The sequence below is a fragment of the Sandaracinobacter neustonicus genome, assembly GCF_006385875.1.
GTDB lineage: Bacteria > Pseudomonadota > Alphaproteobacteria > Sphingomonadales > Sphingomonadaceae > Sandaracinobacteroides > Sandaracinobacteroides neustonicus.
In genome coordinates, this window is record NZ_VFSU01000021.1 from 51378 (window position 1) to 76601 (window position 25224).

Sequence of the window (25224 nt, forward strand, 5' to 3'; positions counted from 1 at the left end):
GGCAGACCGGAGACCGGCGCGGCGTGGTGCGCCCCCGGCCTTGTTCCAGATTCTGCGTGCCTGATCGCGTGCATTCAACCCCGACAGTCTGCCCGGGAACGACGGCCCGCGCACAGGATCGGCGCGGCTGCCCGGGCGGCATCAAACCGGAAGCTCGGCGGCGGTCTGCGGTCCCAGCGGTCCCGCCCCGGCTTCCAGGCCAACATGCCTGTGACGGTTCAGCTAGCAGGCGCTTGCGGCCTCGGCAAGGGCGGGTGGCTAAAGCACTGGCCGCGGCCGCCGTTTCCACCGGCATGAGCAGTGTGATCCAGTCTCTGAACGCCGGGTCCGGCATCGACGTGCAAGCGCTGACGACGAGCCTTGTCGCGGCCGAGAAAGAACCGCGCACCAAGTTGCTGGACGAGCGGCAGGCGCGGGTAGACGCGCGCATTTCCGCGCTGGGGCAATTCCGCACCGGGCTGGACGGCGTGGTGTCCGCGCTGGAAAGCCGGATCAGTTCGGGTGTGCTCTCCGCCATCGCCTCCGTGTCCGACGTGAGCGTGCTGGGGCTGAGCTTCTCGGCCGGCGCGGTGCTGCCTGCCCAGCAGATCGAGGTGTGGTCGCTGGCGCAGGGGCAGACTTTGTCGTCTGCCGCGGTGGCCGATGCGGGCGCGGCGGTGGGGCAGGGCACGCTGACCTTCAGCTTTGGCAGCGTGGGCGGCAGCGGCGCGGCCACGGGGTTCACGGCCGGAACGCTGAGCGATCTGGTGGTGACGATCGGCCCGGAGGATGATTCGCTGACGGGCCTGCGTGACGCCATCAACGATGCGGCAGCAAGCGCGGGCGTTGCCATCGAGGCGCGCATCCTCACCGATTCGTCGGGATCGCGGTTGCAGATTCGCGGCGCGACGGGGGAGGCGCAGGGCTTTACCATCGCGGCCGAAGGCGATGCGGCGCTGTCTGCCTATGCCTTCGGGGCGGGCGTGGAGAGCAGCCTGTCGCGCACGCAGGCGGCGTCTGACGCGCTGCTGGTCGTGGACGGGCTGGAGCTGAAGCGATCCTCCAACACAGTCAGCGATCTGCTGCCCGGCGCGACGCTGACACTGAAGAAGGCCAGCCCCGGCACGCTGGTGACGATCGAGGCGCAGCGCGACACGAGTGAACTGTCACAGGCGGTGCGCGATGTCGCGGAAACGCTGAATCAACTGGTAAGTTTCGGCCGCGAGCTTTCCGCCGGAGCGGGCAGCAGCGCGGCGACGGCGGGCGCGCTGGTGTCTGACAGCACGACGCGGCGGGTGGTGCAGATGCTGGGCAGCCTGTCCACCCGGCCATTGCTGGAAGCCGACGGCACGGCCCCCACCATGCTGGCCGATCTGGGAATCACGGTGGACCGCACCGGATCGTACAGCGTGGATGAAACCAGGCTGGCGAAGATCGTGGCGACGCAGCCGCAGGCGGTGGAGAAGCTGATCGTGGCGCTGAACGCCCCGGCTACCACCACGTCGGGCGTCACCACCGCCGCCGGGCCGCTTCGGCAGATGGCGGCGCTGTTCAAGCTGGCGGTGGACGGGGAGGCCGGGCAGCCCACGGCCCTTGCCACCGAAGCCGCCGCGATTGCCAGGGACCGCACCGCGCTGGATGAGCGGATGGAGCGGCTGACCGACAGCTACACCCTGCAATTCACCAAGCTGGACCTTGCCGTGGGGCAATCGAAACAATTGCTGACCTATCTGCAGCAGCAGATCGCGCTGTGGACCAAATCCGATAGCTGACAGGAGACGCCCATGCTGGACACCCTCGCAAGACCGAACACCGCCACCCGACCGACCGCCGTTTCACCAAATTCCGGCCTGCAAAGCTATGGCCTTATCGCGCTGGACGCGCGGGTGGCGGGCGCTTCGCCGCACCAGCTTGTCGCCATGCTGTATCAGCGGCTGGAATCGCTGCTGCGAGATGCGCATGAGGCCGCCCGTTTCGGCAATTCCGCCCGCCGCCTGCGCGCCACCGAACGGGCGCTGACCATCGTGGAGGGGCTGGACACCACGCTGGACACCGCGCGCGGCGGCGATGTCGCCGCGGCGCTGCACGATGTTTATGGCCTGCTGCGCAACCGCCTGCTGGATGGCCGCGCCGATGGGCTGGGCGAAGCGCTGGCTTCGGTGGGTGAAATCCGCGCGGCATGGGTGGAAATGGCGGCGCAGTTGCGGGGCGCGCCCGCGAACTGACGGGAACGCATTTCTCGATCATAGTCTTTGCTAACCCGTCAGCCTTTTAGCGGTTATCGCCGCCCCCGCCCTCTCCGCAGGCCCCCTCTCCGCCGCTCAGGCTGAGCTTGTCGAAGCCCCCGGCGTGAACGCGCAAGGGCTGAGCCGGGTGGGCCTGCTCCACGGGCTTCGACAAGCTCAGCCTGAGCGGCGGAGAGGGGGCCTGAGCGAGCGGGAGGGCTTGTTCGCAAAGAACAGGCTCGCCAATGATCGTCCCGCCGCGCGAGGGGGTTTCGCTTTTTCGCCCCAACCCCTATCACCCGGTTCCATGGCACGGGGCTTGCGAATTGCCGTCCAGATGGACGCGCTGAACCAGATCAATGTGGCGGGCGATTCCACCTTCGCCCTTATGCTGGAGGCGCAGGCACGCGGGCACCGCCTGTGGCATTATCTGGCGGATCAGCTGGATTGGGAGGAGGGCCGTGTGGTCGCCACCGCCCGCGCCGTGGAAGTGATGCGCCCCGGCAACGCAGGAGAGCCGCACTTCCGCTGGCTGGACGAGCCGCAGCGGCTGGATCTGGCGGCCGATATCGACGTGGTGCTGATGCGGCAGGATCCGCCGTTTGAGATGGCCTATATCACCGCCACCCACCTGCTGGAGCTGGCGCAGGCGCAAGGCGTGCTGGTGGTGAATGATCCGGCCAGCGTGCGCAACGCGCCGGAAAAGCTGTTCGTGCTGAACTTCGCCGAACTGATGCCGCCCACTCTGGTGACGCGCTCTCTGTCGGCGGCGCAGGCGTTCCGGGCGAAGCATGGCGAGATCGTGGTGAAGCCGCTTTATGGCAATGCGGGCACGGCGGTGTTCCATGTGGGGGCGGGTGATTCCAACCTGCCCGCGCTGGTGGAGCTGTTCGGGCAGGTGTGGCGTGAGCCCTTCATGGTGCAGGCCTTCCTCCCAGACGTTTCAAAGGGCGACAAGCGAATCGTGCTGATCGACGGCGAGCCTGCGGGCGCGATCAACCGCATGCCCAAGCATGGGGAAATCCGCTCCAACCTCGCCGCCGGCGGATCGGCGCACGCCACCGAGCTGACGCCCGACGAACAGCTGATCTGCGCCCGCATCGGGCCGGATCTGAAGCGGCTGGGCCTGTTGTTCGTGGGCATCGACGTGATCGCCGGGCGGCTGACGGAAATCAACGTGACCTCGCCCACCGGCATCGTCGCCATTGATCGCTTCAACGGAACCAACATACCCGCCCTGTTCTGGGACCGGGTGGCAATGCTGAAAGCCGCGCAATGAACGACTGGATCGGCCATCTGCTCGACAATTGGGGGTATTGGGGCGTCGCCTTCCTGATGTTCGTGGAAACGGTGTTTCCGCCCATTCCATCCGAAGTGATCATGCCGCTGGCGGGCGTGAATGTGGCGCAGCAGGGGGGATCGCTGGCGGGCGTGGTGCTGGCGGGCACGGCTGGCGCGATGGCGGGCAATATCTTCTGGTTCGCGCTGGCGTGGAAGCTGGGGCTGGACCGGTTCGAGGGCTTTCTGGTGCGCTATGGCCGCATCTTCACCATGGACGAGGAGGAGATCGCCAAGGGCCGCGCGCTGTTCGACCGTTATGGCGCGGGCTTCGTGGGGGTTGGGCGGATCATTCCCACCATCCGCTCGCTGATTTCGGTGCCCGCCGGGCTGGTTCGGATGAACGTGCGCACCTTCATGATCTATTCCACGCTGGGCACCTTCCTGTGGACGATGGGCCTCACACTGGCGGGCTATTATCTGGGCCGCAATTTCGACGAGATCGACCGGATTCTGGGGCCGCTCTCTACCGGTGTGATCCTGATCTGCTTCGGCATCTATCTGGTGCGGGTGATCATGTGGAATCGCTGGAAGCGCAAGAAGCCCGAGTAGGGGTTTTCATCGCCGCAATCTAACGATACTCTCGGTGCCAATAGATCGGGAGGAGACAAGGTATGTGGTGGCCGTTCGCAGGGGCGCTGGTGGCTTATTTGCTGTTCCGGCTGTGGTATGACGGCTGGCGCGGGCCGCTGACGGCGGCCGAGATCGACGAAGGGCTGGCCGCCATCGCCGCGCGCGGCGGCAGCGCGGGCACCGATACGGGGCAGTTCCGCCAGTTTCTGGAAGCGGATGACGGGCGCGAGTTCGTGATGCTGAACCTTGTGAAGGTGACCCCGGGGCTGGTGCCGCATCCCATCAGCGGGGAGCCCGTTGAGGGTCGCGCCATGCTGGATCATTACACCCGCCACTTCATCCGCCGGCTGGTGGCGCGCGGCGGGCATCCGGCCATCGTCGCGCGCAAGGTCGGGCCCTATGTGGATGCGTGGGGGGATGTGCCGGCCGATCCGGGCTGGTCCATCGTGGGATTCATGCGTTATCGCAGCCGCCGCGACCTGCTGGCGCTGGCCGCCGACCCGTCGTTCGGGCCGGTGCATGCCTATAAGTCGCTGGGCACGCGGGAGACCTTTTCCTTCCCCACGCAGCCGATGATGAAGCTGTTCGTCGGGCCGCGCCTGTGGGTGGCGTTGCTGCTGGCGCTGCTGGCGGCGCTGGCGTCACTCGGCCTGAAGTAGCGCGTCCGTCATCCGGTGCAGCAGTTGCGCGGCGGCGGCGGGGGACTGCCCCTGTTCCAGCCGCAGGCGCCGCCACATGTCGATGCTGAGGATCGCGTCCAGCGCTTCGCGTGAAGTCGGGTCCGGCGCGAGATCCTTGCCCAGTACATCGAACAGGATGGCGCGCAATTCCGTCTGAATCGCCAGATGATCGGCTTGCAGTTGCGGCGAATGGTGGCGGTGGATTCCCGCCGCCAGCGCCACGGGCATCACCTGCTCCAGAAACAGCACGCGGCGGTCGATCAGCGCGTGCAGCCTCTCAGTCGGCGTATCGCCCAGCAGAGGCAGCGCCCGCACCGGGGCGACCTGATCGCGCATGATCGCCTGCATTTCCGTGTAGATGCCCTCCATATCGGAAAACAGCCGGAACACAGTTCGGCGGCCGACGCCCGCGCGCGCGGCCACTTCATCCGCGCTGGGCGAGATGGAGCCTTCGCGCACCAGCTCCAGCATCGCTTCCACGATCCGGCGCTTGCTGTCGGCCGAGCGTCGGCGGCGGCCGTCGCGTTCGGGGGTTTCTCCCTGCATGCACCCTCCTTGGCCTGTGAATGGGCGCGCGTCGAGGCCCCATTGATCCGGATTGACCTGCACCCGCCGACCTGTCACTATTGGCCCTTCGAGTGCCATATAAAGGGCGCCGGAGCAAGCTGGGGAGAGGGAATGGCGCATCAAGGATGCCACGGACATGCGGAGGCAGCTTGAAAGCCGTGGCAGCGCGCTGGTTACCAGCACGCGGCTGCGCGACGGCTTGCGGCGCGTGCGCACCATACGGCGGCGGCTGATGGGCGAGCCACCCACGCTGCATTATTTTCATGGTGTGGCAGACCCTTATTCGCATCTCGCCGCGCAACTGCTGCCCGCGCTGGCGGCGGCCTATGGTTTGCGCGTGGTGCCGCATCTGGTGCCCGCGCCTGCGGCCGAAGTCGCGCCCGAGCCTGAGCGGTTGCTGGGATGGTCCATCCGCGATGCCGGGCAACTGGCGGCGGCGCATGGGCTGGCGTTTCCGGCGGATGCGCGCGCGCCTGCGGCCGATGCGGTGCGCGCCGCCGAAGGGGTGCTGGCCGGGCTGACCGATCCGGCCGCCTTTTCCGAAGCTGCCTTTCGGGTGGGAACAGCACTGTGGCGCGGGCAGCCGTTTGACGCCCCCACACGCGATGCGCAGGCCGCGCTGGCCGAGGGTGCGGCGGCGCTGGCGAAGGCGGGGCATTATCTGCCCGGCGTGTTCGCCTTCGAAGGTGAATGTTACTGGGGCGTGGACCGGCTGCCGCATCTGGAGGCGCGGCTGGCCGATCTGCGGCAGAGCCCGCCTATGGGCCCGCCGGTGGTGCGGCAATTGGAGGCGAGCGATCGGCGCGGCGATGTGCGGCGCGCGCCGCTGGAGTTCTTCCTGAGCTTCCGCAGCCCCTACACCCACATTGCCGCCGCCCGCGTGCGGGCGCTGGCAGACCGCTGGAATGCCGAACTGCTGCTGCGGCCGGTGTTGCCGATGGTGATGCGCGGCCTGCCGGTGCCGCTGGAAAAGCGCATGTATATCGTGCGCGACACGAAGCGCGAGGCGGATCGGCTGGGGCTGCCCTTCGGCCGCATCTGCGATCCCGTGGGCACAGGCGTGGAGCGCGGGCTGGCGGTGCTGCACCGGGCCATCGCGCTGGGGCGCGGGCCGGATTTCGTGGAAAGCTTCCTGCAAGGCGCGTTCGCCGAAGGGGTGGATGCCACCACCGACGCCGGGCTGCTGGGGCTGGCCGAACGCACCGGGCTGAGCGCCGCTGATGTGCAGGCGGCGCTGGCCGATGAAAGCTGGCGCGCCATCGCCGAGCAGAATCGCGAGCGGATGTTCGGCCTTGGCCTGTGGGGCGTCCCCGCCTTCCGGGTGGGGAACCTGCCCGCGCATTGGGGGCAGGACAGGCTTTGGGCGGTGGAGCAGGATCTCGGCCGCATCGCAGGAGGCATTGCATGAAGCGCTGGCTTGGGTTCGGGGCTCTGGCGCTGCTGCTGGCGGGGCTGGGCGGCTTTCTGGCCCGTGATCGCATCGCGCTCACCATCTATCAGCGGGGGGCCGCGCAGGCGATGGCCGCCGACACGCTGGCCAGCCTGCCCGACGGCCTGCACGCGGCCTTCTGCGGCACCGGCAGCCCTATGCCGGACCCTGAGCGCGCCGGGCCTTGCCTTGCCATCATCGCGGGCAAGCGGCTGATCGTGGTGGATGCGGGCGAAGGCGCGGCGCGCAACCTGCAACTGATGGGCCTGCCCGCCGCCCGGATCGACCGCGTGCTGCTCACGCATTTCCATTCCGATCATATCGACGGCCTCGGCCCGCTGGGGATGCAGCGCTGGGTGAACGCCCACGCCACCCAGCCGCTGATCCTGCAAGGGCCGGTGGGCGTGGGCGAAGTGGCAGCCGGGTTCAACGGGGCCTACCGTCAGGATTCCACCTATCGCACCGCCCATCATGGCGCGGCGCTGGTGCCGCCTTCGGGCTTCGGCTTTTCCCCGCGCGCCTTTGCCCTACAAGGCGGGCGCGGCGTGGTGCTGAACGAAGGCGGGCTGAAAATCACCGCCTTCGATGTCGATCACAGCCCGGTGCATCCGGCTGTCGGCTATCGCTTTGATTACAAAGGCCGCTGCATCACCGTTTCCGGCGACACCGCGCCCAGCGAAGCCGTGGCGCAGATGGCCAAGGACTGCGACCTGCTGGTGCATGAGGCACTGCAACCGCGCCTGACGCGGGTGCTGGTGCAGGCCGCCAAAGACGCGGGCAACACGGGGCTGGCGCAGTTGCTGAGCGATATCGAAACCTATCACACCACCCCCGAACAGGCCGCCGACATCGCGCAGAAGGCCGGGGTGAAGGCGCTGGCGCTGACCCATATCGTGCCGCCGCTCAGGCTGCGCGGCCTTGAAGGCGAATTTCTGGGCGACGCCCGCGGCCGCTTCCACGGCGAACTGTGGATCGCCAGCGACCGCGATCTGCTGAGCCTGCCCGCCACCGGCGGCATGACCCGTTCCACATTGGGAGGCCGATGATGAAGAAACGCTGGATCCTGCTGGGCACTGCCGTGGTGCTGGGCGCGGCGGCTTATGCCGGCTGGCAACGTTACTGGTATTACACCCCCGGCCTGATCGCGGCGGCGACAAACCCGGTCCAGCCCAACCAGCCCGTCAACTGGTCGCAAGGCCCGGCCACGGCCACCACTCCGGCTGTGAAACGCCCGCCCAACATCATCCTGATCGTGGCGGACGATCTGGGCATCAACGACATCTCCGCCTTCAGCGGCGGACTGGTGCCCACCCCCGCCATCGACCGGTTGATGACGGAAGGCGCGACGGTGGACAGTTTCTACACCGGCAACGCCACCTGCTCCCCCAGCCGCGCGGCGATGATGACGGGGCGCTACCCCACCCGCTTCGGCTTCGAATTCACCGCCGTGCCGCCGATCTTCGCAGAGAATCTGTCGCACGGGGATGGCATCGGCCCGCTGAAGGCGATTTTTCACAAGGACAAGGTGAAGGGCATCATGCCCTATGAGCAGATGGGCGTGCCCGCATCCGAAGTGATGCTGCCCGAAGTGCTGAGCCGAGCGGGCTATCACACGCTGCACATCGGCAAATGGCATCTGGGCGAGGCAGACGGGCTGCGGCCGGAAAATCAGGGCTTCGACGAATCGCTGGCGGTGCTGGCGGGCGCGGCCAAGTTCCTGCCGGACGATTCGCCCGACGTGGTGAATGCGAAACTGCCATGGGATCCGATCGACCGCTTCATCTGGGCCAATCTGCGCCATGCGGTGCGCTGGAACGGCGGCAAGAATTTCGCGCCGGACCGCTATATGACGGATTATTTCACCGATCAGGCCGTGAACGCCATCCATGCCAACCGCAACCGGCCCTTCTTTATGTATCTGGCGCATACCGCGCCGCACACGCCGTTGCAGGCGCTGAAATCCGATTATGACAAGCTGGGCCACATCAAGGATCACCGAGACCGGGTGTATGCGGCAATGCTGGTGGCACTGGACCGCTCCGTCGCCACCATTCTGGCGAAGCTGGAACAGGAGGGGCTGGCCGACAACACGCTGATCCTGTTCACCTCCGACAATGGCGGGGCCTGGTATGTGGGCATGCCCGATCTGAACCGGCCCTATCGCGGCTGGAAGGCGACCTTCTTCGAAGGCGGCATCCGCGCCCCGCTGTTCGCCCGCTGGCCCGCGCGCATCAAGCCCGGCACCCATGTTGCAGGCGTGGGCAGCCATCTGGACATGTTTGCAACGGCAGCCGCCGCCGCAGGCTCGCCCCTGCCGACAGACCGGGTGATGGACAGTATGAACCTGCTGCCGGAACTGGAAAGCGGCCAGCCGATTCCGCCGCGCACGCTATTCTGGCGCTCCGGCGATTATCGCGTGGTGCGCGACGGGGACTGGAAGCTGCAGGTCTCCGCCCGGCCGAACCGGGTGTGGCTCTATGATCTGAAGGCGGACCCGACCGAGCGGCACGATCTTTCCGCCGCCATGCCGGAGAAGGTGGCGGAGCTGCGCGCCAAGATCGTCGCGCAGGCCGCGCAGATGCCCAAGCCGCTGTGGCCCGCTCTGCTGGAGGGCCCCGTGCGGATCGACGTGCCGATGAACGCGCCGTGGAAGGAAGGGCAGGACTATGTCTATTGGGCCAACTGACGCGGGGCTTTACCAGCTGCATGGGGCATTGGGCTCACCCTATTCGATGAAGATGCGGGCGCTGATGCGCTATAGGCGGCTTCCCTTCATCTGGGTGCAGGATCATGACGCGCGCACCCGGCTGTTCGCGCAGGTGAAGGCCCCGGTGATCCCGCTGCTGCGCTTTCCCGACGGCGCGGTGGCCAATGATTCCACCCTTCTCACCCGCGAACTGGAAGCGTTGTACCCCGGGCGGGGGGTGTTGCCGGACGATCCGGCGCAGGCATTCCTGGCCTTCCTGATCGAGGATTTCGCCGACGAATGGCTGACGAAGGCGATGTTCGGCTATCGCTGGCTGTTCGAGCCGGACCAGCAGCAGATGAGCGCATGGCTGATGTATGATGCGATGCCCGGCGTGGGAGCGGCCGCGCAAGGGGCGATGGCGGCGCAGTTCCGCGACCGGCAGGTGGGGCGGATGCCGCTGGTGGGCTGCACGGCGGCCAATTTCGCGCTGATCGAGGCGAGCACGCGCCGGGTTCTGGCCGCGCTGGAGCGGCACACGCCGGACGGGCTGTTCCTGTTCGGCAGCCGCCCCAGCGAGGCGGAGTTCGCGCTCTATGGCCAGCTGCTGCAACTGGCGACCGATCCCACCCCCGCCGCCATACTGCGCAGCGACTATCCGCTCGCGCTGCGCTGGCTCTCGCATATCGACGATCTGTCCGGCGTAGACGGCGAATGGGGTGCGGCGGGCGCGCTGGTGGCCGAACTTCTGCCGGTGATCGGCGAGGTCTATCTGCCGTTTCTGGCTGCGAACGCAGCTGCGGTGGAACAGGGCGCAGCCGACATGCGCTTTGAAGCGATGGGCCACAGATTTGCCCAGCCGCCCTTCAGATATCAGGCGAAATGCCTGCACGCACTGCAGGCGGCATGGGCTGCGCTGGCGCCTGACGATGCGGCGCGCGTGCGCCCGCAACTGGCCGAATCCGGCTGCCTGCCCTTTCTGGAGACCCGCGCATGACCGACGAAGCGGATGATCGCCGCAGCAAGCTGGACCGCCGATCCCTGCTGGTGGGCGGCGCGGTGGGCGCGGGCGTGGCCGGGGCCGCGGCCGTGGGCGCGCGGGCGGTGGAGAAGCGCGCGAAGCAGTTTATCACCCCCGGTGCCGTGAAAGACGGCCCGGCCGAGATCGCCGAAAGCTTTCAGGACAGCCGCCCCATCGACGTGACGAAACATGGCTGGAAGCCGGGCGCGCCCAATGTGGTGGCGATCGTCATGGATGATGTGGGCTTCGCCGATCTGGGCTGCTTCGGCTCGGAAATCCCCACGCCGCATATCGACGCGCTGGCGGCGCGCGGCCTGCGCTATGCCAATTTCCGCACCACCGCCATGTGCAGCCCCACCCGCGCCGCCTTCCTGACCGGCCTGAACCACCACAATGCCGGGATGGGCTGGCTGGCCGACGTCGACGCGGGCTACCCCGGCTATCGCGGAGACCTGACGCACGAGGCCGCGACCATCGCCGAAATCCTGGGCGACGCGGGCTGGAACCGCATGCTGGTGGGCAAATGGCATGTGAACTCCGCCCATTCCAATGGCGCCAATGGCCCTTACACCAACTGGCCCACCAGCCGGGGGTTCGAACGCGCCTATTGGTTTCAGGGCCATTCCACCGACTTTTTCCGCCCCAGCGAATTGTTCGACGGCGTCGCCCCGGTGGAGCCACCCACCACGGACGATTATTATGTGATGGACGATCTGACGGACCGCGCCATCAGCTATGTCGGCACCCAGAAAGCGCTGGAGCCGGACCGGCCCTTCTACCTGCAACTGGCCTTTCCCGGCGTGCATTCCCCGCTGCAGGTGCGGGGCCGCGAACGCGACCGCTTCAAGGGCCAATATGACAACGGGTGGGATGCCATCCGCGCCGCCCGGCTGGACAAGCAGAAGGCGCTGGGCATCATGCCCGCCGACACGAAGCTGCCGCCGCTGAGTTCCAGCGCGAAGCCATGGGCGGACATCCCCGCCGCCGAACAGGCGCTTTATGCCCGCTACATGGAAATCTACGCGGCGATGCTCGCCAATCTGGACAGCAATGTCGGGCGGCTGATGCAGCGGCTGGAACAGCTGGGCATCGCCGACAACACGATGGTGCTGCTGTTTTCCGACAATGGCGGGTCGGCCGAAGGCACCGAAACCGGCACGCCCAACGTGTTCGCTGCCGCCTATGGCCGCCCGGTGCCGGTGGCCGAGGCGCAGAAGCTGATGGGCGTGATGGGCGAAGACCCGACCTTCCCGCACTATCCCATCGGCTGGACCAACGCCTCCAACACGCCCTATCGCCTCTATAAGCAATTCACCCATCTGGGCGGCGTGGCGGACCCGCTGATCGTCAGCTGGCCCAAGGGTCAGCCCGACGCCGGAGCGGTGCGGCAGCAGTTCGTGCATGTGATCGATCTGATGCCCACGATATTGGACGTAACCGGCGTGCCCGCCCCCACCACCCGCAACGGCGTGAAGCTGAAGCCGGTGCAGGGCAAATCCATCGCCCCCACCTTTAAGGCGGCGCAGGCCCCCACCCGCACCGAGCAATATTTCGAGCTGGGCGGCCACCGCGCCTATTATGCCGCGCCCTTCCGGCTGGTGACGCGCCACGAACGCGGCCGCCCCTTCACGGAGGACAAGTGGGAGCTGTATGACCTCTCGAAAGACCCGAACGAGCTGAACGACCTCTCCGCGCAACTGCCGGAGAAAGTGGCCGAACTGGCGGGCAAATGGCGCAGCGCGGCTGAAGCCAACAACGTGTTCCCGCTGGACGACCGGCAAATGGTGATCCGCATGGTGCAGGACAGGCAGGGGCGCGGCATCCGCGCCAAATGGGACCTGCGCCCGCCCATCGAGCGCCTCTCCCGCGAAGTCGCGCCGATCTGCTGCGGCCTGCCGCACGACATCATCGTCGATTGCACCGTGGAAGGCGACGGCGTGCTGGTGGCCCACGGCAGCCAGCCCGCCGGATATACCCTCTATGTGAAGAACGGCCACCTGTTTTACGAGCAATCGCTGCTGCCCTGGCGCGTGGTGATCGACGGCGGGCCGGTGCCGCAGGGCAAGGCCGAACTGCGCTACAGCCAGACGATGAAAAGCCGCCCCTTCATCGGCACCGGCGCGCTCTACGTAAACGGCCAGAAACGCGCCGAACAGGCGCTGGAGCACGCCCTCTTCTCCACCAGCTACGATGGCTTCTCGGTGGGCGCAGACCTCGGCAACCGCGTCTCCCCGGCCTACACCGCCCCCTTCCCCTTCGCCGGCTCCATCGAACGCGTGCGGATCGACGTGGACAACAGCGCACTCAGCCCGCTGGAGACAATGCGCTTTCTGAACGCAATGACGCTGCGGGTTTAAGAGCGGGCGCCGGCCGGCATTTGCCTCCGGCGGCCCGGGCTCTGCCCGGGACCCGGCAGGGGCGTGACGCCCCTGCACCCCCGATGTTTTTATAGCCCCTCCTCCTTTAGGGGAGGGGTTGGGGTGGGGGCTATCCGCTGGGCGCAAGGTTGGGGATTTGATTGCCTGCGGCGCTTTGGGACATGCCCCGCCCACCTCTTCCCACGTCGCCCCGGACTTGATCCGGGGCCCAGCTTTCCACCCGCAACGTTGCCGAAGAACAGCTGGACCCCGGATCAAGTCCGGGGTGACCGTGGTGGTTGGTGGAGAGGTTGGTGGGCTTCTCAGGGGCCTTCGACAAGCTCAGGCTGAGCGGGTGGTGAGGCGGTGGTGGATCAGCCCCAGCGTCGCTCCCCTCTCTCCAACTCTCTCCCCAACGGGGAGAGAGAGCCTCCGTAGCGCCGCAGGCAATGGAATCTGATCACCCGCACGGCGCTGGAGTTGGGCCGCGACACAAATGTTGAGGGTGCAGGGAAATCATTTCCCTGCCGGGTTCCAAGGGCAGAGCCCTTGGCCTTCCTGACTTGCTTCCTCCCTTCATCTCATCCCCAAATCCCCCCACCCGGCTTGCGCCAACAGCCCCGATCCGCGAAAGCTACCGGGCCATGCCGACCGCCCCTGCTCCCTTGCGCCTTCGGTTGAACGCCTCGGCGCTGGCGGCGAATTTCCGGGATCTGGCCACGCGGGCCGGGGTTCCGGCTTATGCGGCGGTGAAAGCGGACGCCTATGGGCTGGGCGCGCAAGAGGTTGTGCGGCGGCTGAAACCGCTGAACCCAGCCGGGTTCGCGGTGGCGACATGGCCCGAAGCGCTGGCGCTGGGCCGTGCCGATCTGGATATGCTGATTCTGCACGGCTTCACCACCGATTGCGCGGCAGCCGCTGCGGCCCTGCCCCGCGCCCGGCCCGTTCTCGCCACCACCGCGCAGATCGCGGCGTGGGCCACCGCCTTTCCCGGCCGCATGGCAGACCTGATGGTGGAAACCGGCATGAACCGGCTGGGGATCGACCCGGCCGACATCGCCGCCGCCATCGCCGCCATCCCCATCCACACGATCCACAGCCACCTCGCCTGCGCCGACGAGCAGGGCCACCCGCTGACGCTGCGCCAGCTGAACATCTTCCGCGCCATCGCCGCCGCCACGCCCGCACACAGCCACGCCCTCGCCAACAGCGCCGGGATTCACTGGGGCCGCGCCTTCAGCTTCTCCGCCGTGCGCCCCGGTCTCGGCCTCTATGGCGGCCAGGCCCACCCGGACGCCACGCCCCACCATGTGGTGACACCCGAAGCCCGCATCCTGCAAATCCGCACCGTGCCCGCCGGGCAAAGCGTCGGCTATGGCGCGACATGGACAGCCCCCACAGACAGCCGCATCGCCATCCTGAACATCGGCTACGCCGACGGCATCTGCCGCGCCACCGCCCCCAAATTGCAACTGCACGCCGGGCCGCAACCAATCCCCGCCGTCGGCCTCATCTCCATGGACATGATCGCCGCCAACGTCTCCAACCTCGACCTTAGCGAAGGCGACTGGCTCAGCCTCGACTGGCACCTCCCCACCCTCGGCCCCGCCACCGGCATCTCCCAGTACGAACTCCTCACCCGCCTCGGGCCCCGCTTCGAACGGGTGTGGGAGATATAAGGCAGGGGCTCTGCCCCTGCACCCCGGCAGGAGGGTGACCCTCCTGCACCTCCATAAGTTTTGGGAAGAGGCCCCCGTGAAGCAACATGCGGGCCAAACCGTTCTGTGACGGGGGCCTCTTCCCAAAACTTCGGGGGTCAAGGGGCGTCACGCCCCTTGTGGGGGTGCAGGGGGCAAAGCCCCCTGCCTTACGTCTCTCAGAACACCGGTTCGTGGTCGGCGTCCGGGGCTTTGTGGATTCCGCATTCGGATTTGTCCCAGCCGCGCCAGCGGCCTGCGCGCGGGTCTTCGCCGGGTTGCACGCGGGAGGTGCAGGGGGAGCAACCGATGGATGGGTATCCGTCTGCGACGAGGGGGTGTGGCGGCAGCTGGTGGGTGGCGGCGTAGTCGCGCAGCTTGTCGTTGGTCCAGTCGTGCAGCGGGTTCAGTTTCAGCCGTTTGTCCTGTGTTTCGAACAGGCTGAGCTGGGCGCGGGCGCGGTTCTGATGCGATTTCCGGCCGGAGACCCAGAGGTTGAATGGTTGCAGGCCGCGATCGAGCGGTTCGACTTTGCGGATTTCGCAGCAGCCGTCGGGGTCGTAGGACCAGCGCAGGCGCTTCGGGTCTTTCGCGTCCAGCGTGGCCTGATCCGGGTGCAGCCAGCGCACGTCTGAGAGGCGCAGGTGGGCGGAGAGGTCTTCGGCGTAGCGCAGGGTTTCCGGGAACAGCCAGCCGGTTTCCACGAACAGCACCGGCACGTCGCGGCGGATTTGCGAGACCATGTGCAGCAGCACCGCCGATTCGGCCCCGAAGGAGGACACGACGGCGACATCGCCGAAGGCCGGGTCCGTCAGGGCGTCGGCCAGCGCGCGGGCACTGTCCGCGCCATAGCGGGCGGAGAGGGCCGGAGCGTCTGCCGCGTGCCACAGGGGGCTTTCGGGGATTTGCGCGGCGAGGCTCATTCGGGCTTGTCCGCCGGGTGGCGCAGCGCCCATGCCGGTTGCGCTGCGTCTGTTGCGCGCTGATAGACGTAGGGGAAGCGCGCCAGCGTGGCAGCGGCGACTTGCACGTTCACCGGCCGTTCGGGCGCGAGCGACGAGAAGCCGGAGCGCTTGAGGGCGATCAGCTGATCCACCGTCAGGTCTCCGATGGCGCGGATATCGCCGGTGAAGCCCTGTTCGCGCAGGATGCGGGCCGACGAATAGCCCCGGCCGTCGCGCCATTTCGGGAAGCTGAGGCCGATCACCTTGTGGTTGCCGAGCCCCGCGTGGGTGCGGACATCGTCTTCCGGGGCCAGCACCACATCGGGTTCGGCGGCCAGAAGGGCGCGCTCGTCGATGGCGAAGAGATCAACCATAGACCGCCTCCTTGAAGGGGGCGACGCCGATGCGGCGATAGGTGTCGAGGAAGCGCTCGCCGGGTTCGCGGCGGCTGAGATAGGCGTTGGTCAGCTTCTCAACTGCGTCTGCGACACCGTTTTCATCGAAGCCGGGGCCGATGATCTGGCCAAGGCTGGTGTCTTCCGCGCCGGAGCCGCCGAGCAGGAGCTGGTAATTTTCCACCCCCTTCCGGTCCACGCCGAGGATGCCGATGTGCCCGGCATGGTGGTGGCCGCAGGCGTTGATGCAGCCGGAAATCTTGATCTTCAGCTCGCCGAGCTCCGCCTGCTTCGGCGCGAGCCGCTGCGCGATATCCTGCGCCACCGGGATGGAGCGGGCGTTGGCGAGGTTGCAATAATCAAGCCCGGGGCAGGCGATGATATCGGTTGCGAGATCGAGGTTGGCGTCCGCCAGCCCGATGCGGCGCAGCTCTTCCCACACCGCCTTCAGGTCGGTTTTGCGCACATGCGGCAGCACGAGGTTCTGCGCATGCGTCACGCGGATATCGTCGAGGCTGTAGCGCTCGGCGAGGTCGGCGATGGCCTCCATCTGCTCGGCGGAGGCGTCTCCGGCGATACCCTCCACCGGCTTCAGCGAGATGTTGGCGATGGCGTAGCCCGGCGCCTTGTGCGGGGCGACCTGCTGCTTCACCCACAAGGCGAAATCGGGATCGGAGAGGTCGATCTCGTCCGACAGGCCGGTTTCGAAGGCGGGTGGGGCGAAGAAGGCGCGGATGCGCTCCACCTCGGCCTGCGGCGCGTCGATGCCCAGCGTTTTCACATGCAGATGTTCGGCTTCCACCTGCCGCGTGAATTCGGCAGCGCCCAGCTCACTCACCAGAATCTTGATGCGCGCCTTGTAGATATTATCCCGCCGCCCATAGCGGTTGTAGACGCGCAGGATGGCCTCGCAGTAGCCGAGATAATCGCTGAGCGGCAGGAATTCGCGGATCACCGGCGCGATGATCGGCGTGCGGCCCATGCCGCCGCCCACATAGACGCGGAAGCCCGCTTCGCCCGCGTCGTTCCGCACCAGTTGCAGGCCGATATCGTGCAGCTTCATCGCCGCGCGGTCCGTTTCGGTGGCGATGATGGCGATCTTGAACTTGCGCGGCAGATAGCTGAATTCCGGGTGGAAGCTGGACCATTGCCGCAGCAGTTCCGCCCAGATGCGCGGATCGTCCACCTCCCCGGCAGCGGCACCGGCATATTGATCCGAACTGATGTTGCGGATGCAGTTGCCGCTGGTCTGGATGGCGTGCATCTCCACCGTGGCGAGGTCGGCGAGGATGTCTGGCGCTTCCTCCAGCCGAATCCAGTTGTACTGGATGTTCTGCCGGGTGGTGAAATGGCCATAGCCCTTGTCATACCGCCGCGCGACATGCCCCAGCATCCGCATTTGCGCGGACGACAGCGTGCCATAGGGAATCGCCACCCGCAGCATATAGGCGTGCAACTGCAGATAGAGGCCGTTCATCAGCCTGAGCGGCTTGAAATGATCCTCGTCCAGCTCGCCGGACAAGCGGCGCTGCACCTGATCGCGGAATTCGTCGACGCGCGCGTCGACGACCGCCTGATCGATCTCGTCATAACGATACATTTAGTGCCAGTCCTGTCCTTCTCGCGCGAGGTCGGCGCGGACTGTGGGGCCAAAGCTGCGGATACGCTCACGAATTTTCATCGGCCGCCAGCGGCCATCCACCTTGTCGGCATCGATCAGCGCCAGATCGCACACCCGTTCCGCCGGGGTTTCGCGCGCGATCAGCGCCTCGCCATCCTCCACCGCAACCGCGTCGTCGATGGAGAGGCTCCAGCCGCTGCCGTTCCACCACAGCACGTCGCCGCGCAGCAGCTCGTTCGCCGTCAGCAGTTTCACCACGGCACATACTCCTGCAATTCGCGCACGGCGTCGCGCGCCATCACATCCTCGGCATCGGCCAGCGCCGCCACCCGGCCCACCACCAGAACCGCCGGGCTGCGCACGGCTTCGCGCGCCACCACATCGCCCAGTTCCGCCAGCAGCGTGCGAACCGCCCGCGCACCTGGCAACGTCCCACGCTCCAGCACGGCCACCGGCATGTCCGGCGACACGCCGTCCGCCATCAGTTTCTCGGCAATCGCCCGCGCCGTGCTCACGCCCATATAGATCACAAGCGTGCGCCCCGGCCCGGCCAGACCGCGCCAGTCCTGCTCTTTCAAACCCTTGCAGGCCCCCGCCACGAACGTCACCGCGCTGGACAGCGCCCGGTGCGTCAACGGCAAGCCCGCCTCCGCCGCGCAGCCCAGCGCCGCCGACACACCCGGCACCACCTCGCAACGGATTCCCGCCGCGCGCGCCGCCTCCAGCTCCTCGCCGCCGCGCCCGAACACGAACGGATCACCGCCCTTCAGCCGCACAACCTTCAACCCCTCGCGCACCAGCCGCACCAGCAAGGCGTTGATTTCGCCCTGATCCATCGTGTGCCGCGCCCGGCTCTTCGCCACGCTGATCCGCCGCGCATCAGGGCGGGCCAGCGCGAAAATCCCCTCGCCCACCAGCCCGTCATGCACCAGCACATCCGCCGCGCCGATCAGACGCGCCGCCTTCAGCGTGAGCAAATCCGGATCCCCCGGACCGGCACCCACAAGCCACAATTGCCCTGACTGTTCCATGCCGCCGCTGATGCGCGCGTTGCACGCATCCCGCCAGATGCGAAATCTTGGGGAGGGACAAAAATCGCTATTGCGGCTGGGTTTGGGTGGGGTGGGGTTGTGTTGCCTCCGGCGGCCAAGGCCTTTGCCCTTGGAACCCAGCAGGGAAATGATTTCCCTGCACCCTCAATATTGGCGTTGCGGCTTATCTCAAGCGACGTTTGTGTGATCAGATTCGATTGCCTGCGGCGCTACAAAGCCCTCTCCCCCTGCAAGGGGGAGAGATGGAGAGGGGGTGTTACCGTCGGGCCTGATCCGCAACGGTTAAACTCGCAAAGCGAAAGCGCCGCAGGCAATAAACTCCACCCGCGCGCCCGCAACGCCCCCGCCCAACAGTCGCTATAAAAACATCGGGGGGTGCAGGGGCGTCACGCCCCTGCCGGGTCCCGGGCAGAGCCCGGGCCGCCGGAGGCCCCCAACCCCAACGCCCACACCACACCCAAAATCCACCCCGCATGCGATCAGGCGTGCATCCCGGCATTTGCGAAGCTCGCCTGCCGCGCTAAAGGCGGAGGATGGATGCCGTCACCCCAGAGGCTGACGCCCCCGTTCCCGGCCTGTTTGCCAAGGCCCGGGCGATGGTGGGGCGGGTGCCCCGGAAAGCCCTGATCGCTCTTGGTGTGTTGTTCGCGCTGGGGGTGGCAGGGCTGTTGCTGTTGTGGCTGCTGGTGGGGCGTGGGCTGCCGGATGCGGCCAGCCTTGCCAATTATCAGGCGCCGTTGCCCACCACCCTGCGCAGCACCGATGGCGCGCCGTTCCACAGTTTCACGCGGGAGAGGCGGGTTTATCTGCCTTATTCCGAGATTCCGCCCGCCGTGGTGCATGCGGTGATCTCGGCGGAGGATAAAACTTTCTTCAGCCACTCCGGTCTCGATTACGCCGGGATCCTGACTGCGGTGATCACCAACATCGAGTCACTGGCGAGTGACAAGCGCCCGGTGGGGGCCTCCACCATCACCCAGCAGCTGGCGAAGAACCTGCTGCTCACCAACGAAGTCACCATCGGCCGCAAGCTGCGTGAGGCGATTCTGGCCAAGCGGATCGAAAGCCAGTTCACCAAGGAGCAGATCCTTGAGCTGTATCTGAACGAAGTGTTTCTCGGCCGGAATGCCTATGGGGTGGAAGCAGCCTCGCAAAGCTGGTTCGGCAAGCCGGCGGCCGAACTTCGGCCCGAGGAAGCGGCGTTTCTGGCCGGGCTGCTGAAGGCCCCGTCCAACTATAACCCGCGCACCAACTACCAGCGCGCGCTGGAGCGGCGGAATTATGTGCTGGGCGAGATGGCCAACAACGGCTTTATCTCCCAGCAGCAGGCGGTGGTGCTGAAGGCGTCGCCCATCGTCACCACCACAGGCGGGGTGGCGAACCGGCAGTCTGCCATTGGCGGCTATTTCATCGAGGAAGTCCGCCGCCAGCTGATCGACAAGTTCGGCGAGGATGCCGAATCCGGGCCGAACAGCGTCTATGCGGGCGGGCTCTGGGTGCGCACCACCATCGATCCGGTGATTCAGGCGGCTGCCGAAAAGGCGCTTCGCAGCGGCCTGCTGCGCTATGATGCCGGGCGCGGCTGGCGCGGGCCTGCCGCCAGCATCGATCCGGGCGAGGGCTGGGAAAACCGCCTGCGCGCCGCGCCGGTGGGCGCGGGCGTGCCGGAATGGAAGATCGCTGTGGTGCTGGGCAAGGATGGCGCTGGCATGACGCTGGGCTTTGCCGATGGCTCCAAGGGTCGGCTGGCCAACGGCGACGCGATGCGGGCGCGCAACGGTGCGCCCGCATGGCAGCAATTGAAGGCAGGGGATGTGATCCCCGTCGCGCAGATTGCGGGCAGCAGCTATGGCTTGCGGCAGATTCCCGAAGTGTCCGGCGCGATGGTGGTGCAGGATCCGCAGACCGGCCGGGTGCTGGCGATGGTGGGCGGCTTCGACGTGAAGGGCTCCAGCTTCAACCGGGCGACGCAGGCGATGCGGCAGCCGGGGTCCAGCTTCAAGCCGTTCGTCTATGCGGCGGGGCTGGACAATGGGATGACGCCCGCCTCCATCGTCTCTGATGCGCCCTATTGCGTCTATCAGTCGCGCAGCCTTGGCACCAAATGCTTCCGCAACTTCTCCGGCGGCTATGCCGGGGCGCAGACGATGCGCTGGGGGCTGGAGCAATCCCGCAACCTGATGACGATCCGCATCGCCTATAACAGCGGTATGGACAATGTGGTGAAGCTGGCGAAGGATCTGGGCATCGGCGATTACCAGCCGGTGCTGGCAATTGCGCTGGGCGCGGGCGAAACCACGCCGATGCGACTGGTGAACGCCTATTCCATGCTGTTGAACAACGGCAAGGCGGTGGAGCCGGTGCTGTTCGATCTGGTGCAGGATAGAAACGGTAAGGTGCTTTATCGCGCCGATCCAAGGCCGTGCGAGAATTGCAATGCCGCCAACTGGCAGGGGCAGGCCATGCCCCGCCCGCGCGACACCCGGCGGCAGGTGATGGACGCCCGCACCGCCTATCAGACGACGCACATGATGGAGGGCGTGGTGCAGCGCGGCACGGCGGCCGTGCTTCGCTCTCTGGATGTGCCCATCGCCGGGAAAACCGGCACTACCACCGGGCCGAAGGATGTCTGGTTCGTGGGCGGCACGCCGACGATCGTGGCGGGCCTCTATATCGGCCATGACAAGCCCCGGAATCTGGGCGGGCTGCAGGGCGGCACCTTCGCCGCGCCGATCTGGAAGCAATTCTATACAGAGGCGTTCAAGGACAATCCGCAGGAGCCCATGCCCTTCCTCGCCCCGGCAGGTGTGCGCATGGTGCGGATCGACCGCCGCTCCGGCCGCCGCGTCTATGGCGCATGGCCGTCCGCCGATCCGAAATCGGCGGTGATCTGGGAAGCCTTCAAGGCCGAGAGCGAACCGCGCCGCATCTATCGCACCGCCGATGATCTGAAGGCGCTGCAACCCGCCACCCCCAAGGCAAGGGTGAAATCCGACAGCGACTTCCTGCGCCAGCAGGGCGGCATCTATTGAGCACGGACGACCGCGCCTTCCTCGGCCACCCCAAGGGGCTGGGCTATCTCTCGTTCACCGAGGCGTTCGAGCGCTTTTCCTATTATGGGATGCAGGCGCTGCTCGTGCTCTACATGGTGAAATATCTGCTGCTGCCCGGCAATTTCGAGCGGGTGTGGCTGCTGAAGCCGCTGCAATCGCTGTTGGGCGGGCTGGAAGGCCAGCCGCTGGCGAGCGCCATCTTCGGGCTTTACGCCAGCCTCGTCTATCTCACGCCGATTGCAGGTGGGATGATCGCAGACCGCTGGCTGGGCAAGCGGCTGACGGTGCTGGCGGGTGCGATCACAATGGCGGTCGGCCATTTTCTGATGGCGTTCGAACCGGCCTTTCTGCTGGCGCAGCTGTGCCTGATCGTGGGCACCGGGCTGTTCAAAGGCAATATCGCCAGCCAGGTGGGGGCGCTCTATGGACCGGAGGACAACCGCCGGGCGGACGCGTTCCAGATCTTCTATCTGGGCATCAACGCAGGCGTGATCGCCGCGCCGCTGATCGTGGGCACGCTGGGGGAAACCAAGGGCTGGCACTGGGGCTTTGGCGCGGCGGGCATCGGCATGGTGATCGGGCTGGCCATCTATGTGGCCGGGCAAAAGTATCTCGGCCCGGAACCGGCGCGGGTGAAGGGCGCGGCGCGGCCGAAGCTGACGCCCACGGAATGGCGGCAGACGCTGGGGCTGCTGATGCTGATCCCGGTGCTGGCGATTGCGGTGGTGCCCAACCAGCAGATTTTCAACGCCTATCTGCTGTGGGGCGATGGCGCCTTCGATCTGCAGTTCCGGGGCACGCAACTGCCCACCACATGGCTGATCACGCTGGACGCCATCGTCTCCGTCTCGTTTCTGGCCGGGGTGGCGCTGTTCTGGCGCTGGTGGGCCATCAACCACAAAGAGCCGGACGAAGTTGGCAAGCTGCTGATCGGCAGCCTGTTCAGCTTCGCAGGGATGATGGCGCTGGTGGCCGCCGCCGTGCAGGGCGAAAGCGGGAAGATCGGGCTGGCGCTGCCGGTGCTGTTCCATGTGCTGAACTCCATCGGCTTTGCGCATATGATGCCCGTATCGCTGGCGCTGTTCGCGCGGCGCGCACCCGCCAGCCTGAATTCCACGGTGATCGGGCTTTATTATCTGTGCCTTGTGGGCGGCAACGCGCTGGTCGGCTGGATCGGCGGCCTGTTCTCCACCATGTCGCCCGTCTCCTTCTGGCTGATGCACGCGGGCTTTGCCGTGGTGGGCGGCGTGGGCTTCCTCTTGTTCCGCCTGCTGGTGTGGAACCGCGGCGGCGCAGGAAAAGGCTTGCCCGAAGCCATCCCTGCCCCCTAAACGCCCCCCATCATGCGTGCAGAAGCCCAGAATTACGTCGACAAAATCGAGCAGGCGCTTGCCCTGCTGAGGAGGTTTCTTTGACTGGGATCGCGCCCTTCAGAAACTCGATCAGCTAAACCACCGCGCAGAGGATCCCACGCTGTGGAACGATCCCCGCGCCGCGCAGGAATTGATGCGCGAACGCCGCAAGCTGGATGAAGCGATCACCGCCACGAAGAAGATCGAATCGGAACTGCGGGGAACCGTGGAGCTGATCGAGCTTGCCGAAATGGAAGGCGATGAGGCTCTGGCGGACGAAGGGGTGAAAGCCCTGTCAGAGCTCGCCGAGAAGGCCGAGCATGACAAGGTGGAGGCGCTGCTCTCCGGAGAGGCGGACGGCCTGTCTGCCTTCATCGAAATCAACTCCGGCGCGGGCGGCACCGAAAGCCAGGACTGGGCCGAGATGTTGCAGCGCATGTATATGCGCTGGGGCGAGCGGCGCGGCTTCAAGGTGGAGCTGATCGACTATAACGCGGGCGAACAGGCCGGGATCAAATCCGCCACCATGCTGCTGAAAGGCGAAGGCGCGTTCGGCTGGGCCAAGACGGAATCGGGCGTGCACAGGCTCGTGCGGATCAGCCCCTATGATTCCTCGGCGCGGCGGCACACCAGCTTCTCCAGCGTCTGGGTCTATCCCGAAATCGACGATTCGATCGAGATCGAGATCAAGGAATCCGATTGCCGGATCGACACCTACCGGGCCTCCGGCGCGGGCGGGCAGCATATCAACACCACCGATTCGGCGGTGCGGATCACCCACCTGCCCAGCGGCATCGTGGTGGCCTGCCAGACGGAGCGGTCGCAGCACAAGAACCGTGCCACCGCGTGGAAGATGCTGCGCGCGCGCCTCTACGAAGCCGAACTGCAACGCCGCGAGGCGGAAGCGAACGCGGTGAACGCCACCAAGTCCGACATCGGCTGGGGCCACCAGATTCGCTCCTACGTGCTGCAACCCTATCAGCTGGTGAAAGACCTGCGCACCGGGGTGACGAGCACCTCCCCCGGAGACGTGCTGGACGGCGCGCTGGACCCGTTCATGGCCGCCGCGCTGAGCCAGCGGGTTACGGGGGAAAAGGCTGACGTCGAAGATGTCGATTAAGGGCGCTGGCGGTTTTTTTGCCTCCGGCGGGCAGGGAAATGATTTCCCTGCACCCTCTAAATTGGCGTTGTGCTCTCGCCCCACACACGCGCGCGTGGCGGAGTTTGATTGCCTGCGGCGCTGGGGCTTGCTCGCGCCGCAGGCAATAACCTCCTCTCTCAGCCCGACCTCCGATTGGGAACCCAATATCGAGGGTGCAGGGAAATCATTTCCCTACCAGGGGAGTTTGAGGGGGCGGCGCCCCCTCAATTCAGGTCGCCCCAATGCCCGCTGACAACTACGCCCGCCGGGTGGAGGCAGTCCTCTTCGCCGCCGCCGAACCGCTGACGCCTGCCGACATCCGCACCTATGCGGGCGAGGGCGATCTGGGCGCGGCGCTGGAAAGCCTGACGGCCGATTATGCGCCGCGCGGTGTGAATCTGGTGCAGCGCGGCGGTCGCTGGCTGTTCCAGACCGCGCCGGATTGCGCCACCGTGCTGGAGCGTGCGCGCGAGGTGCCGCGCAAGCTGGGCCGCGCCGCGCAGGAGGCGCTTGCGATCATCGCCTATCATGAGCCGGTCACCCGTGCCGAGATCGAGGAAATCCGTGGGGTGCAGACGGCGCGTGGCACGCTGGACACGCTGATGGAGGCGGGCTTTATCCGCCCCGCCGGCCGCCGCGAAACGCCGGGGCGGCCGATGCAATATGCGACCACGCCCGCCTTCCTCGCGCATTTCGGGCTGGAAACGCGGCGCGATCTGCCCGGCCTCGCCGAACTGAAGGCCGCCGGGCTGCTGGAACCGCTGCCCGATCCGGCGGAGGACGAAGATGAGGCCGCCGCACTGGCATCCGACGCATCAAGCGACTAGATAGGCAATTCCGCGCCTGCGCGCGCGACACCGGGAGTTTGAAACCATGGGTAGCATGAGCATCTGGCACTGGGTCATCGTGGCCATCGTCGTCATGCTCCTCTTCGGCAAGGGCCGCATCTCTGAGATGATGGGAGACCTGGCGAAGGGCATCAAGAGCTTCAAGAAGGGGCTGGCGGAGGAAGAAAACGCCATCAACGCCCCGCCGCCTGCGCAGGTGACGCAGAATCCGGCACCGCAGCCCACCACCGTTCAGGATCAGGCGCCCCGCTGAGGCGCCTGACCGG

22 protein-coding genes are annotated in these 25224 nt (G+C 66.7%); 16 read left to right on the forward strand and 6 right to left on the reverse strand.

Annotated features, from left to right (window positions below):
• Nucleotides 1–254: 254 nt before the first annotated feature.
• From fliD to FJQ54_RS07625, 5 genes are all read left to right on the forward strand, one after another.
• Nucleotides 255–1751 carry a flagellar filament capping protein FliD gene (fliD, locus tag FJQ54_RS07605; protein ID WP_181160036.1) on the forward strand — a complete coding sequence of 499 codons (1497 nt, stop codon included), beginning with the start codon at nucleotides 255–257 and terminating at the stop codon, nucleotides 1749–1751.
• 12 nt (nucleotides 1752–1763) lie between these two features.
• Complete coding sequence (locus FJQ54_RS07610) at nucleotides 1764–2204, forward strand: flagellar export chaperone FliS (protein ID WP_140927818.1); 441 nt, start codon at nucleotides 1764–1766, stop codon at nucleotides 2202–2204.
• Between the two features lie 307 nt (nucleotides 2205–2511).
• Nucleotides 2512–3483, forward strand: a complete 972-nt coding sequence (gshB, locus tag FJQ54_RS07615) for a glutathione synthase (RefSeq protein WP_140927819.1) — start codon at nucleotides 2512–2514, stop codon at nucleotides 3481–3483.
• The gene (locus FJQ54_RS07620) at nucleotides 3480–4094 is read left to right on the forward strand and encodes a DedA family protein (RefSeq protein ID WP_140927820.1); all 615 of its coding nucleotides are present in this window, start codon (nucleotides 3480–3482) and stop codon (nucleotides 4092–4094) included. Before gshB ends, FJQ54_RS07620 begins: the two co-directional genes overlap by 4 nt.
• A gap of 62 nt (nucleotides 4095–4156) precedes the next feature.
• A complete protein-coding gene (locus FJQ54_RS07625) occupies nucleotides 4157–4774 on the forward strand; it encodes a hypothetical protein (protein ID WP_140927821.1) in 618 nt (205 codons plus the stop codon).
• Here FJQ54_RS07625 and FJQ54_RS07630 read toward each other — a convergent pair.
• On the reverse strand, nucleotides 4757–5341 hold the full coding sequence (locus FJQ54_RS07630; RefSeq protein ID WP_181160037.1) for a TetR/AcrR family transcriptional regulator: 585 nt from the start codon (nucleotides 5339–5341) through the stop codon (nucleotides 4757–4759). The two genes, FJQ54_RS07625 and FJQ54_RS07630, sit on opposite strands and share 18 nt — an antisense overlap.
• Before the next feature lie 157 nt (nucleotides 5342–5498).
• On the opposite strand from FJQ54_RS07630, the gene FJQ54_RS07635 reads away from it, so the two are divergent.
• The 6 genes from FJQ54_RS07635 (at nucleotide 5499) to alr (ending at nucleotide 14534) form a co-directional block, all read left to right on the forward strand.
• Nucleotides 5499–6770 carry a DsbA family protein gene (locus FJQ54_RS07635; RefSeq protein WP_181160038.1) on the forward strand — a complete coding sequence of 424 codons (1272 nt, stop codon included), beginning with the start codon at nucleotides 5499–5501 and terminating at the stop codon, nucleotides 6768–6770.
• Complete coding sequence (locus FJQ54_RS07640; protein WP_140927824.1) at nucleotides 6767–7837, forward strand: MBL fold metallo-hydrolase; 1071 nt, start codon at nucleotides 6767–6769, stop codon at nucleotides 7835–7837. The genes FJQ54_RS07635 and FJQ54_RS07640 overlap by 4 nt, the downstream gene beginning before the upstream one ends.
• Nucleotides 7834–9477 carry a sulfatase-like hydrolase/transferase gene (locus tag FJQ54_RS07645; protein ID WP_235890358.1) on the forward strand — a complete coding sequence of 548 codons (1644 nt, stop codon included), beginning with the start codon at nucleotides 7834–7836 and terminating at the stop codon, nucleotides 9475–9477. Before FJQ54_RS07640 ends, FJQ54_RS07645 begins: the two co-directional genes overlap by 4 nt.
• The gene (locus FJQ54_RS07650) at nucleotides 9458–10474 is read left to right on the forward strand and encodes a glutathione S-transferase (protein WP_140927825.1); all 1017 of its coding nucleotides are present in this window, start codon (nucleotides 9458–9460) and stop codon (nucleotides 10472–10474) included. Before FJQ54_RS07645 ends, FJQ54_RS07650 begins: the two co-directional genes overlap by 20 nt.
• Nucleotides 10471–12855: an arylsulfatase gene (locus FJQ54_RS07655; RefSeq protein WP_140927826.1), complete on the forward strand. Its 2385-nt coding sequence runs from the start codon at nucleotides 10471–10473 to the stop codon at nucleotides 12853–12855. Before FJQ54_RS07650 ends, FJQ54_RS07655 begins: the two co-directional genes overlap by 4 nt.
• A gap of 665 nt (nucleotides 12856–13520) precedes the next feature.
• Nucleotides 13521–14534, forward strand: a complete 1014-nt coding sequence (alr, locus tag FJQ54_RS07660) for an alanine racemase (RefSeq protein ID WP_235890359.1) — start codon at nucleotides 13521–13523, stop codon at nucleotides 14532–14534.
• A 197-nt stretch (nucleotides 14535–14731) separates the two neighbouring features.
• Here alr and FJQ54_RS07665 read toward each other — a convergent pair whose 3' ends face one another.
• The 5 genes from FJQ54_RS07665 to cobA are packed head-to-tail and all read right to left on the reverse strand — an operon-like array spanning nucleotide 14732 to nucleotide 18543.
• A complete protein-coding gene (locus tag FJQ54_RS07665) occupies nucleotides 14732–15475 on the reverse strand; it encodes a phosphoadenylyl-sulfate reductase (RefSeq protein ID WP_140927828.1) in 744 nt (247 codons plus the stop codon).
• Nucleotides 15472–15870, reverse strand: coding sequence for a DUF934 domain-containing protein (locus tag FJQ54_RS07670; protein WP_140927829.1), 399 nt, complete (start codon nucleotides 15868–15870; stop codon nucleotides 15472–15474). The genes FJQ54_RS07665 and FJQ54_RS07670 overlap by 4 nt, the downstream gene beginning before the upstream one ends.
• A complete protein-coding gene (locus tag FJQ54_RS07675; protein ID WP_140927830.1) occupies nucleotides 15863–17491 on the reverse strand; it encodes a nitrite/sulfite reductase in 1629 nt (542 codons plus the stop codon). The genes FJQ54_RS07670 and FJQ54_RS07675 overlap by 8 nt, the downstream gene beginning before the upstream one ends.
• A complete protein-coding gene (locus tag FJQ54_RS07680; protein ID WP_328592165.1) occupies nucleotides 17492–17770 on the reverse strand; it encodes a DUF2849 domain-containing protein in 279 nt (92 codons plus the stop codon). It abuts the gene before it with no gap.
• Nucleotides 17764–18543 (reverse strand): uroporphyrinogen-III C-methyltransferase, encoded by a 780-nt coding sequence (cobA, locus tag FJQ54_RS07685; protein WP_140927831.1) that lies wholly within the window; start codon nucleotides 18541–18543, stop codon nucleotides 17764–17766. The genes FJQ54_RS07680 and cobA overlap by 7 nt, the downstream gene beginning before the upstream one ends.
• 554 nt (nucleotides 18544–19097) lie before the next feature.
• Between cobA and FJQ54_RS07690 the strand changes: the two genes are divergently transcribed.
• From FJQ54_RS07690 to FJQ54_RS07710, 5 genes are all read left to right on the forward strand, one after another.
• Nucleotides 19098–21596, forward strand: coding sequence for a penicillin-binding protein 1A (locus FJQ54_RS07690; RefSeq protein ID WP_140927832.1), 2499 nt, complete (start codon nucleotides 19098–19100; stop codon nucleotides 21594–21596).
• On the forward strand, nucleotides 21593–22948 hold the full coding sequence (locus FJQ54_RS07695; protein WP_235890360.1) for a peptide MFS transporter: 1356 nt from the start codon (nucleotides 21593–21595) through the stop codon (nucleotides 22946–22948). The genes FJQ54_RS07690 and FJQ54_RS07695 overlap by 4 nt, the downstream gene beginning before the upstream one ends.
• 12 nt (nucleotides 22949–22960) lie before the next feature.
• Nucleotides 22961–24089 (forward strand): peptide chain release factor 2 gene (gene prfB, locus FJQ54_RS07700; RefSeq protein ID WP_140927834.1). Its coding sequence is split into 2 segments (ribosomal slippage): nucleotides 22961–23029 and nucleotides 23031–24089, totalling 1128 coding nucleotides; the frame shifts between segments, so codons are not numbered across the junction.
• 263 nt (nucleotides 24090–24352) lie between these two features.
• Nucleotides 24353–24937: an SMC-Scp complex subunit ScpB gene (scpB, locus tag FJQ54_RS07705; protein ID WP_140927835.1), complete on the forward strand. Its 585-nt coding sequence runs from the start codon at nucleotides 24353–24355 to the stop codon at nucleotides 24935–24937.
• Nucleotides 24938–24983: 46 nt separating this feature from the next.
• Entirely contained in the window at nucleotides 24984–25211 is a 228-nt protein-coding gene (locus FJQ54_RS07710) for a twin-arginine translocase TatA/TatE family subunit (RefSeq protein ID WP_140927836.1), read from the forward strand.
• The last annotated feature ends 13 nt before the right edge of the window (nucleotides 25212–25224 follow it).